General features: G+C 40.9%; 24 protein-coding genes and 1 pseudogene. 7 read left to right on the forward strand and 18 right to left on the reverse strand.

The window, feature by feature from the left end; translation table 11 throughout:
• Positions 1-649 precede the first annotated feature (649 nt).
• Positions 650-901 carry a helix-turn-helix transcriptional regulator gene (locus WA407_RS09025; RefSeq protein WP_044645785.1) on the forward strand — a complete coding sequence of 84 codons (252 nt, stop codon included), beginning with the start codon at positions 650-652 and terminating at the stop codon, positions 899-901.
• Between the two features lie 10 nt (positions 902-911).
• On the opposite strand, the gene WA407_RS09030 is transcribed toward WA407_RS09025, so the two are convergent.
• A complete protein-coding gene (locus tag WA407_RS09030; protein ID WP_044645786.1) occupies positions 912-1,238 on the reverse strand; it encodes a hypothetical protein in 327 nt (108 codons plus the stop codon).
• Between the two features lie 150 nt (positions 1,239-1,388).
• On the opposite strand from WA407_RS09030, the gene WA407_RS09035 reads away from it, so the two are divergent.
• Positions 1,389-1,715, forward strand: a complete 327-nt coding sequence (locus WA407_RS09035; protein ID WP_235322430.1) for a helix-turn-helix domain-containing protein — start codon at positions 1,389-1,391, stop codon at positions 1,713-1,715.
• 84 nt (positions 1,716-1,799) lie between these two features.
• Entirely contained in the window at positions 1,800-2,624 is an 825-nt protein-coding gene (ku, locus tag WA407_RS09040) for a non-homologous end joining protein Ku (protein ID WP_044645787.1), read from the forward strand.
• Positions 2,625-3,361: 737 nt separating this feature from the next.
• On the opposite strand, the gene WA407_RS09045 is transcribed toward ku, so the two are convergent.
• The 8 genes from WA407_RS09045 to WA407_RS09075 form a co-directional block, all read right to left on the reverse strand.
• A complete protein-coding gene (locus WA407_RS09045; protein ID WP_336077173.1) occupies positions 3,362-3,709 on the reverse strand; it encodes an iron chelate uptake ABC transporter family permease subunit in 348 nt (115 codons plus the stop codon).
• A gap of 804 nt (positions 3,710-4,513) precedes the next feature.
• The gene (locus tag WA407_RS09050) at positions 4,514-5,854 is read right to left on the reverse strand and encodes a hypothetical protein (protein WP_336077174.1); all 1,341 of its coding nucleotides are present in this window, start codon (positions 5,852-5,854) and stop codon (positions 4,514-4,516) included.
• A gap of 701 nt (positions 5,855-6,555) precedes the next feature.
• Entirely contained in the window at positions 6,556-6,744 is a 189-nt protein-coding gene (locus WA407_RS09055) for a hypothetical protein (protein ID WP_336077220.1), read from the reverse strand.
• A 108-nt stretch (positions 6,745-6,852) separates the two neighbouring features.
• A complete protein-coding gene (locus WA407_RS09060; protein ID WP_336077175.1) occupies positions 6,853-7,308 on the reverse strand; it encodes a sugar-binding domain-containing protein in 456 nt (151 codons plus the stop codon).
• Positions 7,309-7,338: 30 nt separating this feature from the next.
• Positions 7,339-7,605 (reverse strand): substrate-binding domain-containing protein, encoded by a 267-nt coding sequence (locus WA407_RS09065; RefSeq protein WP_336077221.1) that lies wholly within the window; start codon positions 7,603-7,605, stop codon positions 7,339-7,341.
• Between the two features lie 437 nt (positions 7,606-8,042).
• Positions 8,043-8,210, reverse strand: coding sequence for a LacI family DNA-binding transcriptional regulator (locus tag WA407_RS26730; RefSeq protein WP_442952027.1), 168 nt, complete (start codon positions 8,208-8,210; stop codon positions 8,043-8,045).
• A gap of 12 nt (positions 8,211-8,222) precedes the next feature.
• A complete protein-coding gene (gene gtfA / locus WA407_RS09070; RefSeq protein ID WP_336077176.1) occupies positions 8,223-9,692 on the reverse strand; it encodes a sucrose phosphorylase in 1,470 nt (489 codons plus the stop codon).
• 11 nt (positions 9,693-9,703) lie between these two features.
• Positions 9,704-10,660, reverse strand: coding sequence for a carbohydrate kinase family protein (locus WA407_RS09075; protein ID WP_336077177.1), 957 nt, complete (start codon positions 10,658-10,660; stop codon positions 9,704-9,706).
• A 166-nt stretch (positions 10,661-10,826) separates the two neighbouring features.
• Here WA407_RS09075 and WA407_RS09080 point away from each other — a divergent pair, with 166 nt between their 5' ends.
• Positions 10,827-10,991 (forward strand): hypothetical protein, encoded by a 165-nt coding sequence (locus WA407_RS09080; RefSeq protein WP_336077178.1) that lies wholly within the window; start codon positions 10,827-10,829, stop codon positions 10,989-10,991.
• A gap of 82 nt (positions 10,992-11,073) precedes the next feature.
• Here WA407_RS09080 and WA407_RS09085 read toward each other — a convergent pair whose 3' ends face one another.
• The 6 genes from WA407_RS09085 to WA407_RS09110 form a co-directional block, all read right to left on the reverse strand.
• Positions 11,074-12,402 carry an alpha-glucosidase/alpha-galactosidase gene (locus WA407_RS09085; RefSeq protein ID WP_336077179.1) on the reverse strand — a complete coding sequence of 443 codons (1,329 nt, stop codon included), beginning with the start codon at positions 12,400-12,402 and terminating at the stop codon, positions 11,074-11,076.
• Positions 12,403-12,426: 24 nt separating this feature from the next.
• Positions 12,427-13,194, reverse strand: coding sequence for a carbohydrate ABC transporter permease (locus tag WA407_RS09090; protein WP_254325704.1), 768 nt, complete (start codon positions 13,192-13,194; stop codon positions 12,427-12,429).
• Between the two features lie 109 nt (positions 13,195-13,303).
• Positions 13,304-14,176 carry a carbohydrate ABC transporter permease gene (locus tag WA407_RS09095; RefSeq protein ID WP_044645832.1) on the reverse strand — a complete coding sequence of 291 codons (873 nt, stop codon included), beginning with the start codon at positions 14,174-14,176 and terminating at the stop codon, positions 13,304-13,306.
• Between the two features lie 75 nt (positions 14,177-14,251).
• Positions 14,252-15,583 carry an ABC transporter substrate-binding protein gene (locus tag WA407_RS09100; protein WP_336077180.1) on the reverse strand — a complete coding sequence of 444 codons (1,332 nt, stop codon included), beginning with the start codon at positions 15,581-15,583 and terminating at the stop codon, positions 14,252-14,254.
• A gap of 396 nt (positions 15,584-15,979) precedes the next feature.
• Positions 15,980-16,162 carry a tyrosine-type recombinase/integrase gene (locus tag WA407_RS09105; RefSeq protein ID WP_336077181.1) on the reverse strand — a complete coding sequence of 61 codons (183 nt, stop codon included), beginning with the start codon at positions 16,160-16,162 and terminating at the stop codon, positions 15,980-15,982.
• Positions 16,163-16,275: 113 nt separating this feature from the next.
• Complete coding sequence (locus WA407_RS09110) at positions 16,276-16,458, reverse strand: tyrosine-type recombinase/integrase (protein WP_336077182.1); 183 nt, start codon at positions 16,456-16,458, stop codon at positions 16,276-16,278.
• A 120-nt stretch (positions 16,459-16,578) separates the two neighbouring features.
• Between WA407_RS09110 and WA407_RS09115 the strand changes: the two genes are divergently transcribed.
• The gene (locus WA407_RS09115; protein WP_254325637.1) at positions 16,579-16,908 is read left to right on the forward strand and encodes an NAD(P)H-binding protein; all 330 of its coding nucleotides are present in this window, start codon (positions 16,579-16,581) and stop codon (positions 16,906-16,908) included.
• Between the two features lie 367 nt (positions 16,909-17,275).
• Here WA407_RS09115 and WA407_RS09120 read toward each other — a convergent pair whose 3' ends face one another.
• Both WA407_RS09120 and WA407_RS09125 read right to left on the reverse strand, forming a co-directional pair.
• Positions 17,276-18,484 (reverse strand): CynX/NimT family MFS transporter, encoded by a 1,209-nt coding sequence (locus tag WA407_RS09120; RefSeq protein ID WP_336077183.1) that lies wholly within the window; start codon positions 18,482-18,484, stop codon positions 17,276-17,278.
• A complete protein-coding gene (locus tag WA407_RS09125; RefSeq protein ID WP_044645853.1) occupies positions 18,481-19,173 on the reverse strand; it encodes a FadR/GntR family transcriptional regulator in 693 nt (230 codons plus the stop codon). Before WA407_RS09125 ends, WA407_RS09120 begins: the two co-directional genes overlap by 4 nt.
• A 505-nt stretch (positions 19,174-19,678) precedes the next feature.
• On the opposite strand from WA407_RS09125, the pseudogene WA407_RS09130 reads away from it, so the two are divergent.
• Positions 19,679-21,108: pseudogene (locus WA407_RS09130) on the forward strand (IS4 family transposase).
• Positions 21,109-21,325: 217 nt separating this feature from the next.
• Here WA407_RS09130 and WA407_RS09135 read toward each other — a convergent pair.
• A complete protein-coding gene (locus tag WA407_RS09135; protein WP_336077184.1) occupies positions 21,326-22,378 on the reverse strand; it encodes a LacI family DNA-binding transcriptional regulator in 1,053 nt (350 codons plus the stop codon).
• A gap of 368 nt (positions 22,379-22,746) precedes the next feature.
• Here WA407_RS09135 and WA407_RS09140 point away from each other — a divergent pair, with 368 nt between their 5' ends.
• Positions 22,747-24,078: an ABC transporter substrate-binding protein gene (locus WA407_RS09140; protein WP_044648988.1), complete on the forward strand. Its 1,332-nt coding sequence runs from the start codon at positions 22,747-22,749 to the stop codon at positions 24,076-24,078.
• Positions 24,079-24,147 lie beyond the last annotated feature (69 nt).

Below are 24,147 nucleotides of genomic sequence, written 5' to 3' on the forward strand. Positions count from 1 at the left end.
TCTAAATGGTTTGAATAGTATTTATGAGAACACCATCGAATTTGTGTATGTCTCGATTTTTCATATATTTTTATTAATTGATTCAATACAAAAATCCTCTGCATCGTATTCTCACAAAAGAAATTGAGTTGCCGATAATAATAGTTAATTTCTTTGCGATACGGATTAGGTAAGATTTGATTTTTTTCATAAATCTCTAGCAGCTGCAAGTGGAATTTGTATACATTCTTTATACTCATTCATGCAACCTCCTAACAATTTATCATGAATATTTATTTGCATTCATAAATTTAGAATCTTGCGTTTTCTAAAAGTTGAAATTTTATCTAGTTTATTTGTACTTTATATTTGTTAAACGAATCATGAAGCTCATCTTGGCAGGCAGTATTATATGCATCGTTCAACATGTTACAGACTTTTTCAGTCATGTTTATATCAGATACTTATACTTCCTCTACTCCATCTGAGAAATAAATAGACCTAACACAAAATATGGCGAATACTATCTTCTCATTAGATCTCATACTTATTTTTTAATACCAACTTCATTATTATCTTTTTGTACAGTATATAATTTCGATAAATTAGATAGACTAATAAAGTAGATTCATAGAGAAAAGTGTTAGAAAAATGAGGGGAGACGATCGCAATGGATTTGTACAGAATCATAGGTTTTAACATTAGATGTAAAAGAAAACTTTTGAGGATGACTCAAACACAATTAGGGTTAGCTGTTGACCTATCTCGAACGGCGGTTAGCAATATAGAAAGTGGCAAACACCATGTTCAGATTCATACCCTATTTAAAATTGCACAAGTACTTGATACGTCGATACAAGCGCTGCTAAATATTACTTTGCATGATTTACCGCCTGTTAAATTAGCCAACAAAACCAATTAATATTTAGGTATTACCTAAGCATTTGCTTAGCCAATTTTAACTGGGCTCTTAGATTTCTAATTGCTTCATAATAAGCATCAAGTACTTGCTCGTTTACTGAAATTCTTTTATCAATAACATATGCTAAGTCAACAAAATCAAAATTAACTATGATTAAAACTTCAAGATTTTTCTCAAGAAATAGAACGGGGATCTTCCACTCTCCGTTTTTTTGTGCATCCTCAAAATGCTGATATTTCATTAGTATTTTGCTACTGTAACACAAGTCTGCAAATTTTAATCCTTGTCCAGTAACGGCGGCCATTCCAATTCCTAATTCCTTCTTTTTATGACTCATTTCATCACCTCAATTCGAGTATGGACAATTTTTTTGCAATTGATACGTAAACATATCATTTAGTCGATTTGACTCATATACACTAATGTATTCACCTTCACAGTTTGTATACACTGAGTCTGAGGTGTAGCAATGAAGGAACCGATATTGGTGGCAGTTGGCAAACGGGTACGTGAACTTAGGACAAAAAAAGGATTCTCACAAGAGGAACTTGGTGAGAAGGCAGGGTTTCATTTTTCTTACATTGGTGGTCTTGAGCGCGCAGAAAAAAATATTACATTACTAAACCTGCAAAAGATTGCAGACGCGCTTGATGTTCAAGTTTTAGACCTGTTTTTATATACCAAGTACATAAAGAATGAAAAGAATAAGAAAGATCAATTGTTAAATCAATTGCATACAAAATTATTCGATATGAATAGCTCTGAATTAATTAAAATTCAATTACTGGTTTCTCAGATTTTCGATAATAAATAAACCGCTTAACCAACTAGGTTAAGCGGTTTATTTATTATCGAAAAGGGAATAATCTCCATTAAGAATATTGGGAGGTTATTACTAATGCATACCATTTGGAAAGGTGTAATCGGGTTTGGTTTGGTACATATCCCTGTCAAGTTATATGCAGCAACTGAGGAGAAAGAAATTTCACTTCAATTACTACATAAAGGGTGCCATGGTACAATTAAGACTCAACGTTATTGTTCAAGTTGTGAAAAAAAGCTGAGTTCAGAAGATGTAATCAAGGGATACAAATTAGATAATAACCAGTTTTTGATTTTTGAAAAAGAGGAATTGGAGCAATTACATGACGATTCAAAAAAAATAAATATTATTCAATTCATTAAAGAGGCATCAGTTGATTTAATGTTTTCACAAAAGGTTTACTACCTTGGTCCAGAAGCCAACTACACAGACGCATACAGTCTTTTTACTAAGGCATTGGAAGTGACTAAACGTGTAGCAGTTGCTAAAATAACGATAAGATCAAGCACTAAACTTTGTATACTTAAACCGATGAACGGATCATTTATCCAATTGTCTACGATGTACTATCCAAATGAAATACGTCCTTCTGAACGTATACCGAATTTGCCGAGCGAAGCACAAATCGATTCGGATCAATTACAGTTAGCTCAGCAGTTAATAAAGAACCTCTCTTCTTCTAAAACTGTGGAATCCCATTTTACAAATGTTGGACAAGTTCGGATGCAGTCGTTAATCCAATCTAAAATTTCTGGGCAAGAAGTAATTCAAATAGATTCAGAAAAGAATGAGTCTCACCATATTATTGATTTAATGGAGGCTCTTCAAACGAGTATCAATCTTCTCTCAAATCCATCAACTAAGAAAAACAAACAAAAGAAAAAAGAGAGTGCATCATGAAATAAAAAGAACTCATTAACAAAAATGAGTTCTTTTTATTTCATGAATTGTAGGATTGATATTTATTAGTTATATATAGCACATTATAATTAATTTCTTAAAGAATTTTTGCTACGAACAATTGTAAAATTCATTCGTTATTTGTTGGAAGAATTCCTAAGGAATGCCTCCTTTCTATTCACTATTTACATTTCAATATCTAATTTGTACATATTATTCTGACCCTGTACAGAGTAACTGTTCTTCTAGTGTATATTAGCTCCAAAAGTTAGCGGCAACCGTTCACCTTGGCGGATTGCAGACGGACATTTTCCTGTGTTGACAGCTTGACAAAATATTGAACATCACAACTGTTCTCTGGATCTGCATCATAAACATTTTTTTATTTCATTAACTTATTTACTGTGGTAAGAAGTTCATCTACTACGTCATGGTCATCTTCTTCAATCAGTCCCTTTACTCCAATTCCTCGCATTTGTTCTTCTATTCGATTCAAACCTTACTTATACTGTGAGTTTAACTGTATTTGAGTGGTTGTTCTGAATGGACCAGTGTATCAGTGGAGAAACAAGCCTGATCGCTTGTTTCTATTTTTTAAATTCGACGCTCCTAACTCGACTTATTAAAGCTGTTTAAAATATCCCCTCTTTATATACGCCGTAAAATAAATACACTAAAACAACGTTAGACCTATTAACCACTTTCTCAATATCCGTTCTTCCATGCTAAGAGATAATTCATAGTACCGGCACTAACGGCTCCGACAAAAGCTGCTGGAACAAGCCATTCCCGATGTTCGGGATAGACCAGGATGATGCCTGCACCTGATATACCCCAATCACATGTGGATCAGCCATCGGATTACATAGCACGCCCTGAAGAATAGTACCGGATAGAGCCATCCCCATTCCCACGAGCCCAGCGATCAATACTCTGGGCAGACGAATATTCCATATTATCGAATGAGATGGGGCCTGATGGTTTCCTGCCACAATGGAGGTAACCTCGGAAAATCCAACCTTGACGGCGCCAAACATCAGACTGAGCACAATACTAGAGCCTGCAAGAATAAACAGAACTATCAACAGCGTTATACGCCTTGTCTTGGTTCTTGACCACCCCGACTCATGGTTTTGCATGAGCTGTAGAAGGATATACGAGTGTACGCATATACTACAGGGATTCACTAATGTTCAAACCCGGAGTCGTAACGAACATTGAGGGCGGAAGAATATGAAGTTGTCCAGAACTTACAGCTTGTAAGGATTTCCACGCAGGATTACTCTCCAGTTGAGATCGGATCATCCGCTGCCCATCCTCATCTGACCCATGTACAACTATAAATAGAAAGTCTGGATTCATACTCGCCAAGACCAGTATAGGTATACGTTTAAATATAATTTAATCTTTTATTGACGTCAATTTGTATGCTCCCCCATGTTTCTAAATAAGAACCAATCAATATTAAGATGAGTATTAGATTAAAATAATACGTCACAAAATTGGACTCTTTTTGCTTTCGCTTTGGTGTGATAGATGGAATGGTTGATTTCTACGTCTACAAATCGATACAGCTGTGTAGGGCGTTTAGGCGTTTTCGTTGTTTTCTCTCCTTCATCACCGGTTTTGGGTGTGATTAAGAATAGTCTACTGGAAACGCTAGTCCTTTACGGGAAGGAATCAAGTTCTTGTCCTCGGCTAGGGACAAGAACTTGTATCGTTAAAGCATAAAGGCCCCTTTTAGGCGACTTTTAACGCGATCATTTTCTTCTCTTCGTGAAAAAAAATAAGTGTAACAGCAGCATTTCATTCTCCTATGTGTACACAGATTGCCCTGGTTACTGTTCAGAAGGCAGCTTTTTTCCTATTGATAGTCACTACTTGAATAATTAGAATGGCAGTTCCGCATTTTTTTCCGGATTCACAACTATTTCTTCATTTTCTTCAGGAATAGATTCAATAACATTTATTGTTCTTACAATCGTTTGCTTGTATGTTTTAACTTTATCGATAATTCCGACATCACGGTCCTCTTCCTGAGTAAATAGTGCATAGTTAGTATAAGGTCCAGCCTCTCGCACACCAGTATAATTCACTCCGTCATACTCAACCAGACTGCAGCTTGCCCCGATAAAGTTTGGTAATAAATATCGGTGTTTTAACAACCGAGAATCAGCTCGACTATCTTCAAAGAAGCCTTCAAAGCCCTGATCGAAAACCCCAATATCAAAAAGTAGCAGTTCCTTTTTTATTTCAAAGCTTGCTATATCGATTACTTCGTCGTCTGCTGTATGGATCTCATACGGTACAGCCTCTAGGTCATTTGTAAGATATAATACCGGTACACCGATCGCATTGTAGCGTCCATGGTTGGCATTTCCTTCGGGTGGCGACCACATTTTTGACGCTGGGTATTGTTCCGTCGAATCCTCTTTACGACTTCGACCGCGATACAGCAGCATTCCGTTATCCAATGTCGGTTTAAGCCTCATTCCTTGGCCTTCTTGTTTATGGAGCTTAATAGCTTGAAAAAACATATCACCAACAGGATGCTTGGTGCCCATAGTTGGATGTTTAATCAGAAATTTACCGAATTCAGTTAAGTCCTCATGCTTAACGTCAAATCCATAGCTACTTGTGAAACTGCAGTAATGATGTAAGGCGGATTCATCATAGAAATCATCACCCCAAAAAAAGTTCACATCATTCACAGTGAAGATTTCTGAGTCTACATCGAGCCCCTGAGCATTTGGATCATCACGTGGATCAGCATCTCGACCACTCCCGCAACGAGGACAATTAACATAACCCGCAAATAGCGCAATGTAATTGTCTGATACACCCTGATCACTTAAATAACTACTCAGTGATTCTCCGGAGACATCCATTTCCGCTTCATCTGGACCTAAATCTTTATTATAGTTATGGGCCAGATGCCCTCTTTCACTTCCTTCGCAATGTTCACAACCACCAATAAGCTTTGAAATTTCATCGACCACTTTCATCAAATCAGCATCATCAACAGTTACAATATAATAATCTTCGTGACTGTTGATCTTCTGACTGCATACTTCGCATATGTTCGAATCCCCTAGTTCTGCAATCTGCACTTCATACCCAGCATCCTCGACTAAATTGTGTCTGTTTTTATCGAATATTTCGGCCAAATCTCCCCAACAAAAAGAACACATGGTTGTTTCCGTAATACTATTCAGTTGTAATGCTTTCAAATATATCATCCTTTCAACATCAGTTAATCAATTGATGTCCATACAGCGTGATCCTGTCATCCTATGATATATAGATTGATCAATAGCACTTATCTGATTACAGTTTTAAATTTCATAAGGAGGTCCAATGCTAACCATCTACGTTCCCTAGTAGTGCGTTATATGCATCAAGCGTCGGCACTCCAGTTGTCCTGAAACTGAAACTTGCTAGGCACACATCTTCTTTGTAAATACGTAATCAAAGATCTAAACACTGAGGTAATATAAGTGGCTGGTTTGATACCGTTCAACAACAATGATTCTAGCAACCGGTTTAACTTAATCATCGGGCAAAGAAAATATAAATGATCTCATCTCAAAGATAAATTTAATACCATAGCCTCTATTCTCTTTCTACTTTGAATAGATATATCCCTAGCCTGCACACTAAATAGCTCCCTTGCTTTCTGAATAGAGTAAGTTGGTGCTTTCCCCGCTCTGTAAGGGCCTCGCTTTGGAGTAATATTAAAACTCAGATGCAAATCTACGGTGGGAGTTTCGTCGATGACCACAATCCCCTCCTTATGGCTAAACGCATGATCTCCTCCGAATATGGATAATGCGCTGTCTGGAAAGAATTGGATCAGATCCAGTTCATCAGCAGGAAATCCATCACGTTGATGGCTTCATCCCCCCCCCCCCGGCCGTTCATAGGAGTGTCCTCATGTTTGCAAACCCTTTGAAATAAAACGGTTTGTTATTAGGAATTTGCCGTCCCTCACTTCTACCATCCTGATGCCGAATGGCTGCTCATTTATATCGATGACTTGTTCGTCCTGCATGATTTGAAGCTTAAGATGATAGAGGAAATCATTCAGCAGTTCCCATAGTTTCGCGTTGTGGATAGGGATGGTACCGTAAGTCCCCTCACACTCTTAGCGAAATGCTCCAGACTGATCCACACAAGTAACCTTGACCTGAGCCTGGCCTTTGATTCCCGCCGTATCAATATTTTTATCCTAGACGTAGGCCGTTCTAGGGGTTGTGTAAATCTTAACCGGCCTGTGAATTCCTGCATAATTGAAGAAATCAAAATAAGGGCTGTTTTTGAAAATTTTTCCTCTCCTCGGCACTTCCATCTCGCTGTAATTTTCCATTGGAAGCGTGGTTTCATCTACAATATTGTTTACCGCTACCGTAAGGCAATTTTTGTTGGCTCGAACCAGCGAGTTGATCTCGGCTTCGAACGGCGTGAATCCGCCCACATGCTCGACGACAAGTTGCCCGTTTACATAAACCTTAGCCATTTGTATTACAAGCAGCCAATCGCGATTTTTTGAGTCTTGGCTGCTTATTGTTTTAGGAAATATAAAAAAAGCACGCAAATCGCGTACTTTTATGTCAGATAAAGTTGTCCCTCGCTCTACCAACTCCACTAGATAAACATTCCTCTGGGAAATCGGCTCTAAATTCATTTGTTTTTGGATTAAATTCACTGCCTTTTGTCACATATCCTCAATCGGCTGTTTGATCGTTGTTATGCCCGGGCAAAGCCAAGACGCTATGCTAACGTCGTCGTACCTAACAATTTTAATTTGAACAGGAATATCTTTACCCAACTGTCTACACTTGTTGATTACATGCGTTGCGATAATGTCGCTGGTGACGAAAACACCCTCCAGATGGTGCGCCGCGAACATATTTGATATTATATTTTCGTATTCCTCTTGATCAAAAGCATCCATCTTAGTTTCAAGAACGATGGTTTCGATGTGTGCACTTTTTACAGCATTTTTGAATCCCTTGGTCCTGAGGTTGGAAAGCTATCTAAAGATTGATTTCCGCAAATATGGACAATCTTTCGGCAGCCTTTGCTAATGAGCAATTCAGCGGCTAACCAGCCTACTTGCTCATTATCCGTGCAACAAATGGAAAACCATCGATTAGGGGATCTACTGTTACGATTGGATACTTCAAATTACGATAAATCTCTGTATCCAATGATGGCTTCACATTATGATGCCGTTTACCTGGTTCCTTTTCATCAATTTTAAAGATTTCTGCTCTTTGACCGGATCCAACTGTGAGTTACACAAGAGCATTATGCATACGAACAAGGATGCATAATGCTATACTGCAAAGGTAAACTCACCGAAAAAGGGATGAGGAACATTAGGAATGATCAAGCCGATGACATTGAATTGCTTACTCAATAAAGAGCAAACAAGTTCGTTGGGTTGATAGTTAATTTCTTCGATAGTTTGATAAACTTTTTGCCGGGTTCCCTTGCTGATGTATCCTCGTTGTTTAGTACTCGAAAAACGGTAGTGACTGACACTCTCGCTCTCTTCGCTACATCGTATATTGTCCTCTGCATCTCTTTCGTTAATCAGACGAAATATTCAATCAAGTTGCTATTCTCATCAATGTATTGGATAGTGGTTCGCTTGGTTATAAGATCAATAAGAAGTTCGCAGTACTTCCCATTATGATCCCAACGCAATCTAATTTCTTCTGTTGATGATTCCTTTACTTTAAACTCTCCGTTAAATGCCTCATAATCGTTACGGAATTGAATGAGCTTCAGAAGCCGCTGTACAACTTCTTTTTGAAGCGATTGCTCGATTTCTTCAAGAGTGTAGTTGTGACGGTTAATTTCACGGCCATCACCGGTTTCCTCAACACGCTCATAGTCATTTTCTCCGGCAAGCAGCCCTACATAATACACTTGTGGAATTCCGGGTGCAAAAAATTGAATGGCTCTTGCAGCAAGGTAAGAATCATCATCGCAATTAAGTACGGAGTAGTAGGTACAGCGAATCTGATGCACATCGAACCCGTCCTCCCCTTTATGCTCATCCGATAGAATTAAGCTGAGATTGGAGCCTCTATCCAAACAGATGTTCACGAGTTCTTGTGCCTCTGTGGTATTAATTAGTCCGTCCAAATCAGGCTTAACTGGGATGCCGTCATGGCAGTCAAGCATCGTGAACTGCTTGGCGGGACGGGTCTTCAAGTAGTCGCAGAGAGCTACGCTAGACTGGTTTATAATGGCTTGCAGAATGCGGTAGGGTAAAATAAAGTCGTAAATCCAGTAACCATGTTCTGCTAATTTATACTGAATGGAGTGATGTGAGTGTACTTCTGGAAGCAGTTCAATCTCTAATGATTCAGCAAGATCCTTGATCCAACCAAGAAAATCATAAATTTCTGGTTCAACGAAAAAACAACTAGTTCCCAGTTTCTTAATAACGTATCCCACCGCATCCAAGCGAACAATTTTGACATTGTATTTTTTAAAATTTTCGAAGAATAAGGTGAGGATCTGTTTTGTCATTTCCGAACGGATATCTAAATCAATTTGTTCAGAAGGATCCGTCTTTCCGAACGTAGTCCATACTTTTTCATATGTGTCGCTCTCTTGAATTTGAAAAGTTGAGTATGGCTGTGGCTTGCGCAAGAACATCTTGTCTATATCTTTTTGTACGGGGATCCCATCATCCCAGAGTTTATCTAAGGTGAGGAATAGGTCTGAATATTTTGAGTTACGACCGTATCTTAGAAAGTCTTGAAAGTATTCCGATTTCTGTGAAATATGATTAACCATAAAGTCAACTAGGATATCGAAACGTTCTCCTATTTCACGGATATCATCCCACGTTCCAAATGAGGGGTCAATTTCAAGATAGGTAATCGGAGCAAAACCCCTGTCGCCTGAAGAAGGGAACGGAGGGAGGATATGTACACCACCCTTAAAAATTTCCGAAAAATGTGAATTGAGTACATTCTTTAACGTTTTTAAATTTCCGCCAAGCGAGTCAGGGTATGTAATCAATTGTACTTGATTTTTTAATGGCATGTTTGTTCCTCCTAAATTCGGTATAAGGAGCTAATGACTTCAAGTTTGGGCAAGTCTATGACGGCACCGGTAAATTGTAATTTGTAAGCACTTGTAGCAAACCCCATACGAAGGGATTCACGAATCGTATGACCTTTTATAATCCCAGCATAGAACCCTGACCAAAAAGCATCTCCAGCTCCTGTAGTATCTATCACGTCTGTGGCTAATGAAGGGAATTTTTCGATTGAGCTGCCGTTGGACACAAGCGCTCCTTTCTTGCCCATGGTCAATATAACTAATTTAGCTCCGAGTTCAAGAAACTTCTCGATGTATCGTTCGGGTAAGTCACTGCCAAATAAGCGCTCAGCATCATCCTCAGATGGTTTTAGAATATCGCTCTTTGCAATAATGGATTGAACGTAGCTGATCCCATCCTCGCCTTTTTCCCAAAGCCTTTTATGATAATTAGGGTCAAAGCAAACGAGCACACCGTTTTCTTTTGCAATTTCGATTGCTCTCTCGATTGTCTGGCGGACAGGATATTTGGAGATTGGCCAGCAGGAAAAATGCAATACTTTAGAATCTTTTAGGTACTGTTCAAGTTTTGAGGTGTAGACCAGTTGATAATCAGCCCCTCTATAGAAAATCGGTATTGGTGTCGATTTGCTTTTCGTCAGCATTACCATGCTTGTCGCCTCATGTACTGTTTGAATGCAATCGGTATTCATTCCGGCGTTTTGGAGCTGTTTCAAAAGAAAATTTCCTAATCCATCATCCCCGATCGCTGATGCTACCACCGAACGAATTCCAAGTTTTTTTGCATTCATCACGATATTAGAGGGTGATCCCCCAAAATACTTTTGATAACTATTGCTCAAGGAGTCCTCATTATAATCGGTTGATATCAGATCGACAAGAATCTCTCCGATTGCTAACAGATCATTATTTTTGTTATGAAAGGTGATTTTTTCATCTAAATTAAACATGGCTCTCCTCCCCAAATTAAAAGTAAAAGTATAGCTCCCATTTTATATGTCAATCGATTGGCATGTCAATCGATTGACATATAAAAATACTTGCCTCGTATGCAGCAGTTTGGACTTTTAGAAAACTTCTATTATACTGGTGAATTTAGGATAATATGCAACGGAATTGTCAATAACTTTTTCTACAACCAGGCCATACTGGCCCATATCGTGGGAGAAGCAAGACGGCGATTCAGGCATTGGTTTTCAGGAAGAATGGTACAAGGATAACCTTCCCGATTCGATCAGCATGTCCGTCCCGTCTTCGTTCAATGATGTCGGCTGGTTATAGTCCTAAGCCTGTTATTTTCGGAACGAATCGTGCTTCGATTCGGTTCCGTGACACACATTATTCATTTTTTATTAATCACACATTAACAAGTGGAAGTAAAATAATTCCGATCTTCAAAGGTGGGCAGCCATTCTCCGTGTGCTTCGATTAAGTCATCACATAAGGAAATGATATCATCCAGAGATAATTCTGCAGCTGTATGCGGGTCCAGCATGGCTGCCTGGTATACATACTCTTTTTTCTTGGTGACGGCCGCCTCAATGGTTAGTAGTTGGGTATTAATGTTGGTTCGATTCAATGCAGCAAGCTGCTCAGGCAATTCCCCTATATAACAAGGAGTAATTCCGCTGCGATCAGCGATACACGGTACCTCTACAATAGCTTTACGGGGTAAATTACTAATGAGCCCGCCTGAATTCAAAACATTGCCCGCAAACTTAAAGGAGTTATTGGTTTCCATAGCTTCGATAATTCTGGAGCCATATTCTTTTGAACGTTCGTGAACAAGATTCGTGTTTGTTGTAAGAGTTTCTCTCATTTGTTCCCAATCGCGTATTTGATTTTCACAGCGACGCGGATATTCATCTAGTGGTATGTTGAATTTTTCAATCAGTTCAGGATAGCTGCGCTTTATAAAGTAAGGATGATATTCTGCATTATGTTCGGAGGATTCTGTAACATAATATCCGAATTTATCCATAAGCTCGAAACGAACCATATCATGATGTTTGGACATCTGCTTCTGCAAAGCCCGCCGTTTAATCTCAGGATATAAATCTTTACCATCCTTTTTCACTTCGAGCAGCCAAGCCATATGGTTAATTCCTGCGATTTTTTCTTCTAATCCATCAGGATCCATGTCTAATGCCTTAAAGAGTTCCTTTGTGCAAACTTGAACGCTGTGGCATAATCCAACGGTTTTGACATTCGTATACCTCAGCATCGCACCCGTTAAGGAGGCCATGGGATTCGTATAATTTAAAAACCAGGCGTCAGGGCATACATCTTCAATATCCCTTGAAATCTCAAATAATACAGGTATGGTTCTCAATCCTCTAAATATGCCGCCAATCCCGATGGTGTCAGCAATCGTTTGACGAAGGCCATATTTTTTGGGAATTTCGAAATCAATCACGGTGCTTGGTTTATACCCGCCCACTTGAATAGCATTAATCACGTATTTAGCTCCTTCTAACGCTTCTCGCCTATTCATATAGGCTTTAATTGTGATTGTCTGATTGTAACGATCTCTTAGGTTGGTTAGCATGGTTTCGGATTCTTTTAAGCGTTTTTCGTCGATGTCGTACAGAGCAAACTCAAACCCATCAAGGGCGGATACCATCATACAATCACCTAATACATTTTTCGTAAAAATGGTACTACCCGCTCCGATAAAAGTAATTTTTCGCATTTGTTAATCCTCCCAAAACATAATTTATTTAATGCCTGTAAGCGTGACTCCTTCAATAATTTGCTTTTGGGCTACAATATAAATAATCAATACTGGGATAACAGAGATTGTCGTTCCGGCCATCATTAATGACCAGTCTGCTATATACAGGCCTTTAAACGTATTGAGTAACAACGGTACTGTAAATTTCTCTGGTGTATTTAAGAAAATTAAGGCATCGAGGAAGTTATTCCAAGAACCTAAAAAGACGAAAATTCCAACAGCTGCTAGGGCCGGACGAATCAACGGCATAATGATCCTCCAGTAGATCTTAAAGCTGCCTGCCCCATCGATGATCGCTGCCTCTTCCAATTCTTTCGGAATACCCATCATAAATTGCCGTAATAAGAATACAGCAAATGCATTAAATAAGGCGCCTGGAACAATCAAGGATAAGTGGGAGTCAAGCCACCCAATTTTCGTCATAATGATATACAAGGGAATCATCGTTACTTGTTTTGGAATCATCATGGTCGACAAGAAAAGAATAAATATAAGATTGGCACCGGGGAAACGGATTTTGGCAAATGCATAGGCTGCCATTGAGGCCGTAAGCAATGTAGCCGACACAGACACGGTCGTAATGTAGAAACTGTTCCAGTAAGCCCTTCCGAACGGCATCGCGGTCAAGGAATCTATATAATTTGACCATTTAATGGGGTGAGGGATCCATGCCGGAGGCACAAGAAAAATTTGTGACATATCTTTCAGTGAACTGCTTACAGTCCACAGAAAGGGAAAAATCATTATCATTGCTCCAAGAGTTAATACAGCGTGAAGAATAATTTGAGACAGCTTAATATTTTTCTTTACCTTTTTCTGTATGACTGGAATAACATTCTTATCAACATTTCTCATAACGTCATTCGCCATAGTGAACCCACCTTTTTGACATTTTAAATTGGATAAGAGTGAAGATCAGAATAATGACAAACAAAATCATTGCTGAAGCAGCGCTCTGTCCCATTTTAAAGTCAATAAAGCCTTGTTGATAAATATGGTACACGAGAGTATAACTTGCTTTAGCCGGCCCGCCATTCGTCATTACGAAGGCCTGGTCAAATACTTGAAAGGAGCCGATAACAGACATAATGGCAATAAAAAAAGTTGTTGGTGAAAGCAATGGCAAAGTAATGTTCAAAAACTGTTTAAAACGTGAAGCTCCATCAATTTCAGCAGCTTCATAATAGCTTCTTGAAATCCCCTGTAATCCGGCAAGGAAGATAACCATGTTGTTGCCAAGTCCCCACCAAATACTTAGCATAGCGATAGAAGGAATAACCCAATGCGTATCGGTCAGCCAATCAGGCCCGTTAATTCCGATATGCGAAAGAAGAAGATTCAAGACCCCAAAATCACCATTTAATATCCACATCCAAATAACCCCGATAGAAACAGAGCTTGTTACTACAGGCATGAAGTAAAATACCCGATAAAGTTCCTTCCCCCTCACTTTATTCAGGCCAACTGCCAGGAACAGGGATAGAAAAATGCTTGACGGAATTACGAATATCATATAATAGACTGTATTTTTCATTGCAATCCAAAAATCAGGATTGTTAAACTGGTTCGCAAAATTTTCGAAACCAACAAAGGTTCTTGCGCCAAACCCATCCCAGTTCATGAAACTTAACACAAGAGCATAAACAACCGGGAGCAAAGAGAAGACAAGCAGACCGATTAATTGCGGGGAAACAAAAAGATATCCCGCTAACGTCCTTTGACGATTTCGCATGACTCACCCTCCATTTAAAATCGAAATAGAGAAAGGGATCGGTTTCTCACTTTCCCTCTCCTTAATTTTGTGTAATTATTTGTTCGTTTCGTGCTCCTTTGTTAGTTTATTCGTTTCTACTGTAATATTATTGATTGTTGTGTCCACATCTTGTTTTCCCAATAGCAACAAATCGTATTGTTCGTTTACTCTTTCGCTTAAACCGGGAATACGCCCTTTGAAATACTTAAGGGAACCGTTGGCATAACCTTTTTCACGCGCATCAAGTAAATATTGAGAATGCTCTATCGTTTTGTCGCTTGTTACGATATCGTCAATACCGCTAACCGACGGAACCGCACTGCTGTTTCCGGCAAGCCGTGCCTTTTGGCCTTCTTTTGATCCATAGAAAGTCACAAACTTCATTGCTTCTTCCTGTTCTTTAGACTTTTTGTTTACGGCAAAGAAGGCTATGGGAACTTGTACTGGCTCCATTTTGTTGTTTGTGTTGGATGGCCAATAAATGTAATCAAATTCCATATTTTTCGCCTGGCTGAACATTGGGGTTAACCATCGCCCTGCTGCTACAATTCCCACTTGATTGGACATAAACATGGCATCTAATCCTTGCCCCTTTGGAAGAGAGCCGGCGTATTTAATTTGTCCTTTTTCCCTTAAGTCGTTTACAAATTGGATGGCTTCACGAGCCTTTTGATTTTGATCCATTACGTAGTTTCCTTGGTCATCATAGGAGAGACCTCCGTTTGACCAAATCCAGGTTTCCATTGTCCAGGTTTCACCAATAAATCCTTGTTTGCCGGCGTCTTTTAACTTCTTTGTTACTTCATCAAAAGCCGCCCAGTTCCACTTGCCTTCATCAAAATATTCTTGAGGCGTCTTAATTGCCAAATCTTTAAACATCTTTTTGTTGTAGTACATTACCAATGGACTACAGTCCATTGTAATACCATATATTTTGTCGCCATCTTTTGCAGCTCCCCATAAGCCGTCTGCATACTCATCCGGTTTGACGTAGCTATTGTCCGTTTTCATAAATTCGCCCAAGTTAGCAAGGGTACCGTTTTGTACTAACTTGACCATCGTAGCATCCCCGACATAGAATACGTCCGGCGCATTACCTCCTTGCAGCTGTGTCAATAGTTTCTGCTCATACCCGTCGCTTGCCACCGGTATCAGTTTTATTTTTACGTTTGGATGTTTTTTGGTGTAGGCATCGATTCCTTTTTGATAAATCTTTAGTTCAGCCGGGTTTCCCCAAGCGGACATCGTAAGGTTTACTGTTTTTCCAGTTACGCTTTCACCTGATTCAGAAGATGTTGATGTATTGCCACTGCAACCGGTAAGGGCAATCACGCCTGCAAGAATAGCTGGAACAATTCTCAGTATCGCGTTTGATTTCATTTTCATTTCTATACCTCCCGATTTAAAAAAAAATTTGAAAACAGTGAAATGATATTCTTTATTAGCCTTCTACGATTGTAACCGCTTTCTTTTTTGTTCTAAAAAAACTGTTCTCATTTGCCTATCTCACAAGAGGGATATGGCCCCCGCAGTCACCACTTCCCGCCCCCCCTTCAATAAGAAAAAGCTCCCCTGTGACCTCTCATAACGGATTGAACCTTTCATCAGGATAAAAAATTGCTCAATCAGAATACTTATTTTGTAAAAGGAGCTGTTGTTGTAATGATAATAAAACACGACCCTCATCATTCTCAATGGTAAGTTCATGCGATAAAAGGGTAAAAAAATGCTCTTCATGGGTTAGTACCAGTGAAGCTGACACCACCCGCAAAGTAGATGTTATTATATGGGAAACTTATTAATAACCTCGTTGTACTCCTGCTGGGCATCAGTGATCGCCAGCTTTGAATAGACCTCTAACGACTTACGGCTTTCGTGACCGGAATAAGGCTGTATGAGTGCGTCATCGATGCCCTGCTTTTTAAGCCAAGTCAACAGGAAATGTCGCAGCTTGTGAGGTGACAAGTTTTGTACAAGACCGACTTCTTCCGAAATATTTGGCCAATATCTATCTTATTTCCCGATCCATATATTTTTCTTCCATGATGATTGGAACAGATAAACCTCCTGTTTCTTTTTCAATTGGCGTGCATGGCCAGCATTCCCTTAAACGATTGAAGGAATGGGACAATGCGATTCTTGCTACCCTCGCCCTTATTAATCCGGATTTGGCAGTAGTGGAAATCAACATCGGTCAACTTGATATTGATCAGCTCGCTTACCCGACCCCCGGTATATAGCAGCGTCTTGGCGATCATCATGTCTTGGAAGTTCTTTGCTTGCCAAACCGCATCGTAGCGTTTAAGCTCCTCTTCTGTAGGTGCATAGGGGAGCTTCTTCGATGTTTTTGGCCCAGGGGGGATGTATTCGACGCGTCGAGTATGGCCAAAGCCATTGCTGATACAGATGTGGTTATCAGTTGCATAGGTCCAACCAGTAACTTCTCGCCGGGTACCGTCATGTCGGAGGGAATCCCGAATATTCTTGCGGCCAGCCAGCGTGCTGGAGTTAAGCGCCTAGTCATGCAGAGCGGCATTGGTCTGAGCAACGGGAAAGAACTTTCCGCAGTCAATCGGTGGGCAATACGCATTCACCGGCGCATCTTCTCGAAGACGATCAAGGACAAGGCCATTGCCGGGCGTACGGTGCAACGGAGCGACCTAGATTGGGTTATTGTACGACCGGACTTCGTGACGTGGCTGTCACTTTGAAATATACGGCAGACCCCTCAGCCCGCATCGCTCCGTTCCTGCCGCTTCCCTTCTCAGACTGTGCTGACTGCCTCGTACGGGTGTCGACGAGTGAGCCAACCTGGCTAAGGAAAATCATCTCTGGACATTTGCCTGAAGCTGCGTTGACCGATGTATTTCTCGACAAAAGGACACCCGCTATCTTTTTCATTACATATTTTCACATACATTTGCGGGTAGTATCAGCAACGCTGGTACTACCCCATAGCCATCAAGCTAAGAAATTAATATATCCCCAAAACGAAAAAACCTTTTAAATAAAGGTTAGCTTTTTTTCGTTTTGGGGGTATTCGAAAATTTTAACTTGATGGGTATGTGGTACTACCCCTTATACCGTGTGATTTTTTGAGGCGACCAATCCAGATATGAACAACAGAGCGCTAACGACAAGCAACAATAACAGAGGGAGGCTCCAACTTGCCGTGATGTCATGGAGTAAACCAAATAAGATCGGTCCAGTTGCTGCCAGCAAATATCCAACGGATTGCGACATGCCCGACAAAGAAACTGCATCGTGGGCATCTTTCGTCCGCAAGCTTAAAAAGATCATGGCCAAGCTGAACGCAAATCCCCCACCAATTCCGAGTAAAATTGTCCATAACGAAATGAAAGCATTTCCGCCGAAGTAAAGGCCTCCCAATGAGACAAACAACAGGATAGTCATTATGATGACCAGTAAACGTTGGTTCTTCATGCGTCCCGCAACGATCGGCACGATGAACGCTACGGGCAGCGCAGCGATTTGAAACAGCGATAGCATCCAACCGGCGCTGTCTTCACTCAAGCCCCGGCTTGTCATGATTTCAGGCAACCAAGCGACCAAAACATAGAAAATGAGAGACTGCATCCCCATAAAAATTGTAATCATCAATGCCAGCGGTGAACGCCACAGACTTCGACGTGCTGACGCACCGCCTGTTGTCGTCCTGGAAGACGCGTGACTCGCTCGAGCCTGAGGTAACCAGAATAGCGCGGCCAACAGAGCAAGTGCGCCCCAGATGCCTAGCGCGCCATTCCAACCGAAACCGAGATTACGTGCGAGCGGAACACTTACACCGGAAGCGATCGCCCCGCATAAATTCATCGACACGGAGTACACTCCTGTCATGAGGCCGACTTGACGAGAGAGATCCCGTTTAACCAGACTCGGAATGAGCACGTTGCACACCGCAATCGCGAGCCCTAGCAAAGCGGTGCCTACAAACAAAGAAGCTGTTGCAGTCAATGAGCGGATAGCGATACCCGCCATGAGCAGGACCAACGCATAAAGCATGGTCCTTTCCACCCCGAAGCGGCGTGCCAAAATAGGCGCGAACGGTGAAAGAAGCGCGAAAGCAAGCATCGGCAAAGTTGTGAGCAGACCTGCCCCAGCATTCGACAGTCCGAGGGAATCGCGAATCGAGCCAAGCAACGGGCCTACCGAGGTTAGCGGTGATCGCATGGTCAGTGAGATCAGGACGATGCCGATGATGATCGGCCAACTCGACGACAACGACTTCTTCACCATCGTTGCCTTCGTATCGCTTTGTACGCTCACGGCTGTTTCCCTCCTTTGACGTCGAGAACAGCTTGCGATTCCGCAATATAACGGTGAACCGCTGCCACAGCACGATCGGCGTCCTGATCGACAATCGCTTCGACCAGTTGCCGGTGCATTTCCAAGAAATCCGCACCGACTTCATAACGAGTCAAGCTTGTAATCGAATCTTGCGCTGCTTCAGCGATATGGTCGTATAATTCGATCAATATTTCATTGTGAGATGCAGCGACGATGCTTTGGTGAAGACGAATATCCTCCGTTACAAAGCCATCAATGTCACCGAGTGCTGCCGCCGCCTCGCAGCGTTCAAGTTGGAGAAGAAGTTCATTCGCCTCGTCGCTCGTTCTGCGTTGCGCAGCCAGATGTGCTCCCTCACGTTCGAGAGCATGCCGGACTTCTAACGTTTGCAGCGTATCGGAGTGCAAAATGCGTTTTTGCAATACGACCCCCAAAACACTTGAAGAGCAGACGTAAGTTCCGTCACCTTGTTTCGTCTTCAAGAGTCCCGCATGTATTAATGCCCGAATGGCTTCCCTTAATGTATTGCGGCTAACATTCAATTCAGTCATCAACTTCGGCTCGGCCGGAATGCGCATCCCGACAACCCACTTACCGGATTCGATCAAACTTTCCATTTGCAGTGCAACTTGCTCAACCAGCGTTAGTCGATTTGTTTTCTGAAGCATAGGTTAACTCCTCCAACATTTATTTATCAAACATAGGATGTTTGGTATATTGGCATTTTATCACACTTATTTAATTGAGACAAATCCCTGCCCATTCGTAATAGTATAAAGTTCCGTTTATTATTTAGTAAATGGAACATCGAGCTTTTTGAAATACATATTGCCTAAAAAACATAGCATAGATATATTGATTTCAAATGCTTGGTTCCGACTCTAACCATTTTTGGAACCGACGATTACGTCTTAGATTAAATACATGTAAACAAAGTGGAAGCCCTTATTTAACAAGGACTTCCACTTTTGGAGTTTAGATAACTGACACTACGCTGGAACTACCCCTAGCTCGCTTACAGGCTCGGCGCGAGACATGGATTAGTCTTTGTGTATAGGGGTAATACCCCATGCCCATCAAGCTAAGATGAATCTATACCCCAAAATGGAAAAATAAGCTATCCTTTCTATATCAAGCATAATTCAATAGAAAGGATGGTTTGCCATGAATTCTATTCCACTTTCTATCAGCGAAGAAATGCATTTACTAGCCCAACAGCTTCAACATCATTTTTCTCCTACCCAACTTGAGGAGCTCGCTAGAAAAGCTGGCTTCGTCCAACGAAAAAGCAAATATACCGCGCAAGATTTGGTTTCCTTATGTGTCTTTTCAAATGATCATGTATCTGTGACTCCCCTCGCACGATTATGTAGCCAACTAGATGCTTCCAATCAGCTTTCGATGAGCGCAGAAGGATTGAACCAGCGGTTCAATCCTTCTGCAGTTGCCTTCCTTCAATCCCTTTTTTCAACGCTTCTCCAAGAAAAAATCTCGACTTCTTTCTCGCTGCCTTGTGAATGTAACTCCTAATATCATCGGATCCGTATTCTGGATTCGACTGTTTTTCAACTTCCAGATCCCTATGCAGACCGTTACCAGGGATCCGGAGGAAGTTCTCATACGGCTGATATGAAAATTCAACTCGAATACGAGTTGAAAACCGGAGAATTCTTACAAGTGGATGTTGGCCCCGGAAAAAACAACGACGGTTTATATGGTTCAAAACGAGCGAAAACGGTGGGAATGAATGATCTTTGTATTCGAGATTTGGGCTACTTTTGTTTAGAAGACTTCGAAGAAATAGAGCAGCGAGGAGCTTTTTATGTTTCGCGGTTAAAATTGAATGTCCGCGTATATGAACAAAATAAGGAAGTTGAACAATTCAAAGATGGCAAGGTAAAAAAACAATCATTGTTCAAAGAATCGATCTGGAAGCTATCATGAATTGCCTTCAATCCGGAGAAATGGTAGAACTTTCCAAAGTGTATCTGGGTCTCTATAAAAAATTTCGTACACGGCTTCTCATTTGCAAACTTACGGAAGAACAGACTCAAAAGCGGCTCCTGATGCGTGCTAAACAGGAGAAAAAGAAAAACATGACTTACAAAGAACGAACAAAACGCTTAAGTGCCATCAATATCTACATGACCAATGCCCCTGACATTTACTTAAAAAAAGAGCATGTCCATGACCTGTATTCCCTACGCTGGCAAATCGAGATTTTATTTAAAACGTGGAAATCCATCTTCCATATTGACCGATGCAAGCCGGTCAAAACCGAACGTTTTGAATGTCATGTATACGGGCAGTTGATCGCCATTTTGCTTAGTTCTTCTCTCATGTTTCAGATGCGTAGGCTTTTGTTGATGAAGAAAAAGAAAGAAGCCAGTGAATTCAAAGTAATCTGTATCTTAAAAGAATATTTTCTTTCTCTACATGATGCCATGAAAAAGCAAGCAGATGATGTACAGCGGGTGCTTCTCCAATTCTTTCGGATGATTGAAAAGAATGGACGCAAGTCACATCGGTATGAGAAGAAAACCGTATTTGACATTCTAGGTGTAGTCTATGAGTATAGACAGAAATCACGATCTGCTGCCTAGGAAATTGAAATTTTTAAAACCGAAGCCACCAAGGCTTATTTAAGTCTGTACAAAATCCAGTTCTAAGCTAATTGATTTGGATCAAGCAACGAAAGGTAGCATCTGTTCCTTTTTCTTTGTTCTTAGCTTGATGGGCATGTGGTACTACCCCTCCATTAACAAAAAAAACACCGCACAAATGCACAGTGGATTTTTGTTCTCTTGTTAAATTAGACTCTTAAAGTTGACCATTTCTAGAGTCACTATGATACCTAGTGGCGCCGCAGCTTTCACGCACCATAAGCTTAGTGGAAACGGTAACTGTTAAGGGGATATCACGGCCTTTAATTCGTTCGCACAGCAGATTTACCGCGGTTCTCCCCATTTGTTCGGTATAGATTCTAACAGAGGTCAATGAAGGCTGAACGAAACCGGCTAAATCAATATCATCGAAACCTACAACAGCCACTTCGTCAGGTACTTTAATACCTTCATCGTACAGGGCGCGCATCGCACCTATGGCCATCGGGTCGTTGGCAATAAAAAAAGCACTAGGCAAATTCCCCTTCTGAATGGCTTCTCGCATAAGTTCGTAACCGCTGGTTGTTGTCCATTCTCCTAAATATACATCCGACCTAGAAAACATCCCTCTTTCTCTCATCATCTTTTCGTAAACAGAGTAGCGGATTTCTGGAATTTCCCTTCCTTTCCGCTCTCCTTTAACAGGCGAATAATCTCTCCCCCCAATAAAACCGATCCGCTTATGGCCTAATTGAAGCAAGTGTTCTAGTACATCCTTTGTGGCTTGCTCTAAATTGGAAACAACGCAGTCATATTTTTGACGGTCCTGAGCAAAATTATTGACGAATACAATTCGGTCATTATTACCGTATAAAGAATCCAAGTCTCTGCTGTCAATCTTCCCAATTACGATTAAACCATCCATACCGTTCAAGGATGCTCCATCCTCTATGCCGTTCATACGGATAACCTCAGCAAGAACAATTCCTTCTTCCTGGCATCTTTTCTCTACGCCTTGGCGGATGGAAAGGAAATACGGATCGTCTGTTTCGTCTTCCGGAGAACACCACAAGACCATTCCGATCTTGAAAAGCTTTTTTGATGGTTTCGATCGCTTCCTTGCCCCTTTAAAACCCAACTCCGAAGCAACAGTATAGATTCGTTCTTTCGTATCCTGACTAATGGATAAGGTTGGATCTTGGTTGAACAATCGGGAAACGGCAGCAATAGAAACCTGGGCTTTTGTGGCAACATCGGATAACGTAGCCAAATAAACACCCCCGAAGTTAAAAAAAGTAAAAAGAAAGTTAAATAAATCTTAACAAAAACAACACCATTCGTCAAAAGCATTCCTTCAGAGCGGTAGGATCAATCGAACAAATATTAAGTTATGGATTGACAAAATAAAACGGTTACAATATCATGATGTTGTGCTTTTAACTTGTTTTTAACCGATGTTTTAACTCATTTTTTTAACTACTTTTTAACTGTGATTATCCTTTGATGCTAATGACAGTTTATAAGGAGGTGTTGGTGATTTACCCGCGAGAGAACTGATAAAATAGAGCAAATACATGAAGAGTGCTATCCCTTCAGAATCGGTTAAAAAGGTAAACTAAGAAATAGGGGGATTCAACAATGAAAAAACTACTTACTACAGTTGGAATCTTAGCACTTCTTGCTTCCGGTTTGGCCGCTTGCAGCGGATCAGAGAACTCCTCTTCTTCCGCCAATCAAAGAGGTGAACCTGCTAAAGCAGGAAGTCCTACAGAGATATCTGTACTTATCGGGAAGTCCGAGATCATCAGCCAGTTCGAAGAAATGGTGGAACACTACAATACATCACAAGATCAAGTCAAGGTTTCTATTATTTCTCTCGGTAATCAAAACGCTTTCGACAAAATGACAACTCTTTATGCATCGAACAATGCGCCTACTATTAGTATGATGGGTGCGGAATATGAATCTATGCATGATAAACTTTTGGACCTGTCCGATCAACCCTGGGTTTCGCATACCATGAAAGGCAGTTTGGATTATGTAAGGGACGGCAGCCAAATCAAAGGCATGCCAGTTTCGGTTGAGGCCTTCGGTTTGATTTATAACAAAAAGGTGTTGGACCAAGCAAGTGGCGGAAATTTTGATTCCGCAACAGTAAAAACACAGGATGAGCTCAAATCGCTGATGGATAAAATCACGTCATCAGGTGCGGCGGAAGGAGCAATCCACGTTTCTCCCATAGACTGGTCGCTAGGCGCCCATTATACCAATATTTTATTTGCAGACCAATCTTCAGATAGAGATCAACGTCATAAATTTATTAAAGATCTTAAGAATGGTACCGTCAAGCTCTCCGAGAATGAAATATTCTCCGGTTGGGTGAATACTTTTGATCTTATGAAAGCGTACAACATTAACAAAAGCGCTCCTCTCTCCCCTGTTTATGACGATGGCCCCATAGCTTTGGCTACCGGACAAGTCGGACTGTGGTTTATGGGGAACTGGGCGTACCCTCAGATTCTAGAACTTGATCCGGAGGGCCAATATGGATTTCTCCCTGTGCCGATAAGCAATAACGCAGAAGACTATGGCAATTCCCAGATCTCTGTCGGCGTTCCGTCTTATTGGGTCGTCGATGCAGAGCAATCCACAACCGACCAGCAAAAAGCAGCGAAGGAATTTTTAAATTGGATGGTCTCTTCTAAAGAAGGTCAAGATTATTATGTCAACAAACTCAATTTCTTACCAGTCTTCGATAATTTTACTGCGGAACCTGCAGATTCTCTTTCCCAATCCGTACTCAGTTATATGAAATCAGAGAATACGTTGGAATGGATGAATACGTACTACCCTGCAGACGCTTATCCTGCGATGGGAACTTCCATGCAAAAATATTTGGCCGATAAGATTAACAAATCTGATTTAGCTAAAGAATTCGAGGCGTATTGGACTAAGAAAAAATCCAACTAAAACTTTGAGACGGTGGGATATGCGGACTCGCTTATCCCACTCACATTCTCCAGTACGGAGGGTATGGAG

It is taken from the genome of Paenibacillus sp. 203 (assembly GCF_037027525.1).
GTDB lineage: Bacteria > Bacillota > Bacilli > Paenibacillales > Paenibacillaceae > Paenibacillus > Paenibacillus polymyxa_B.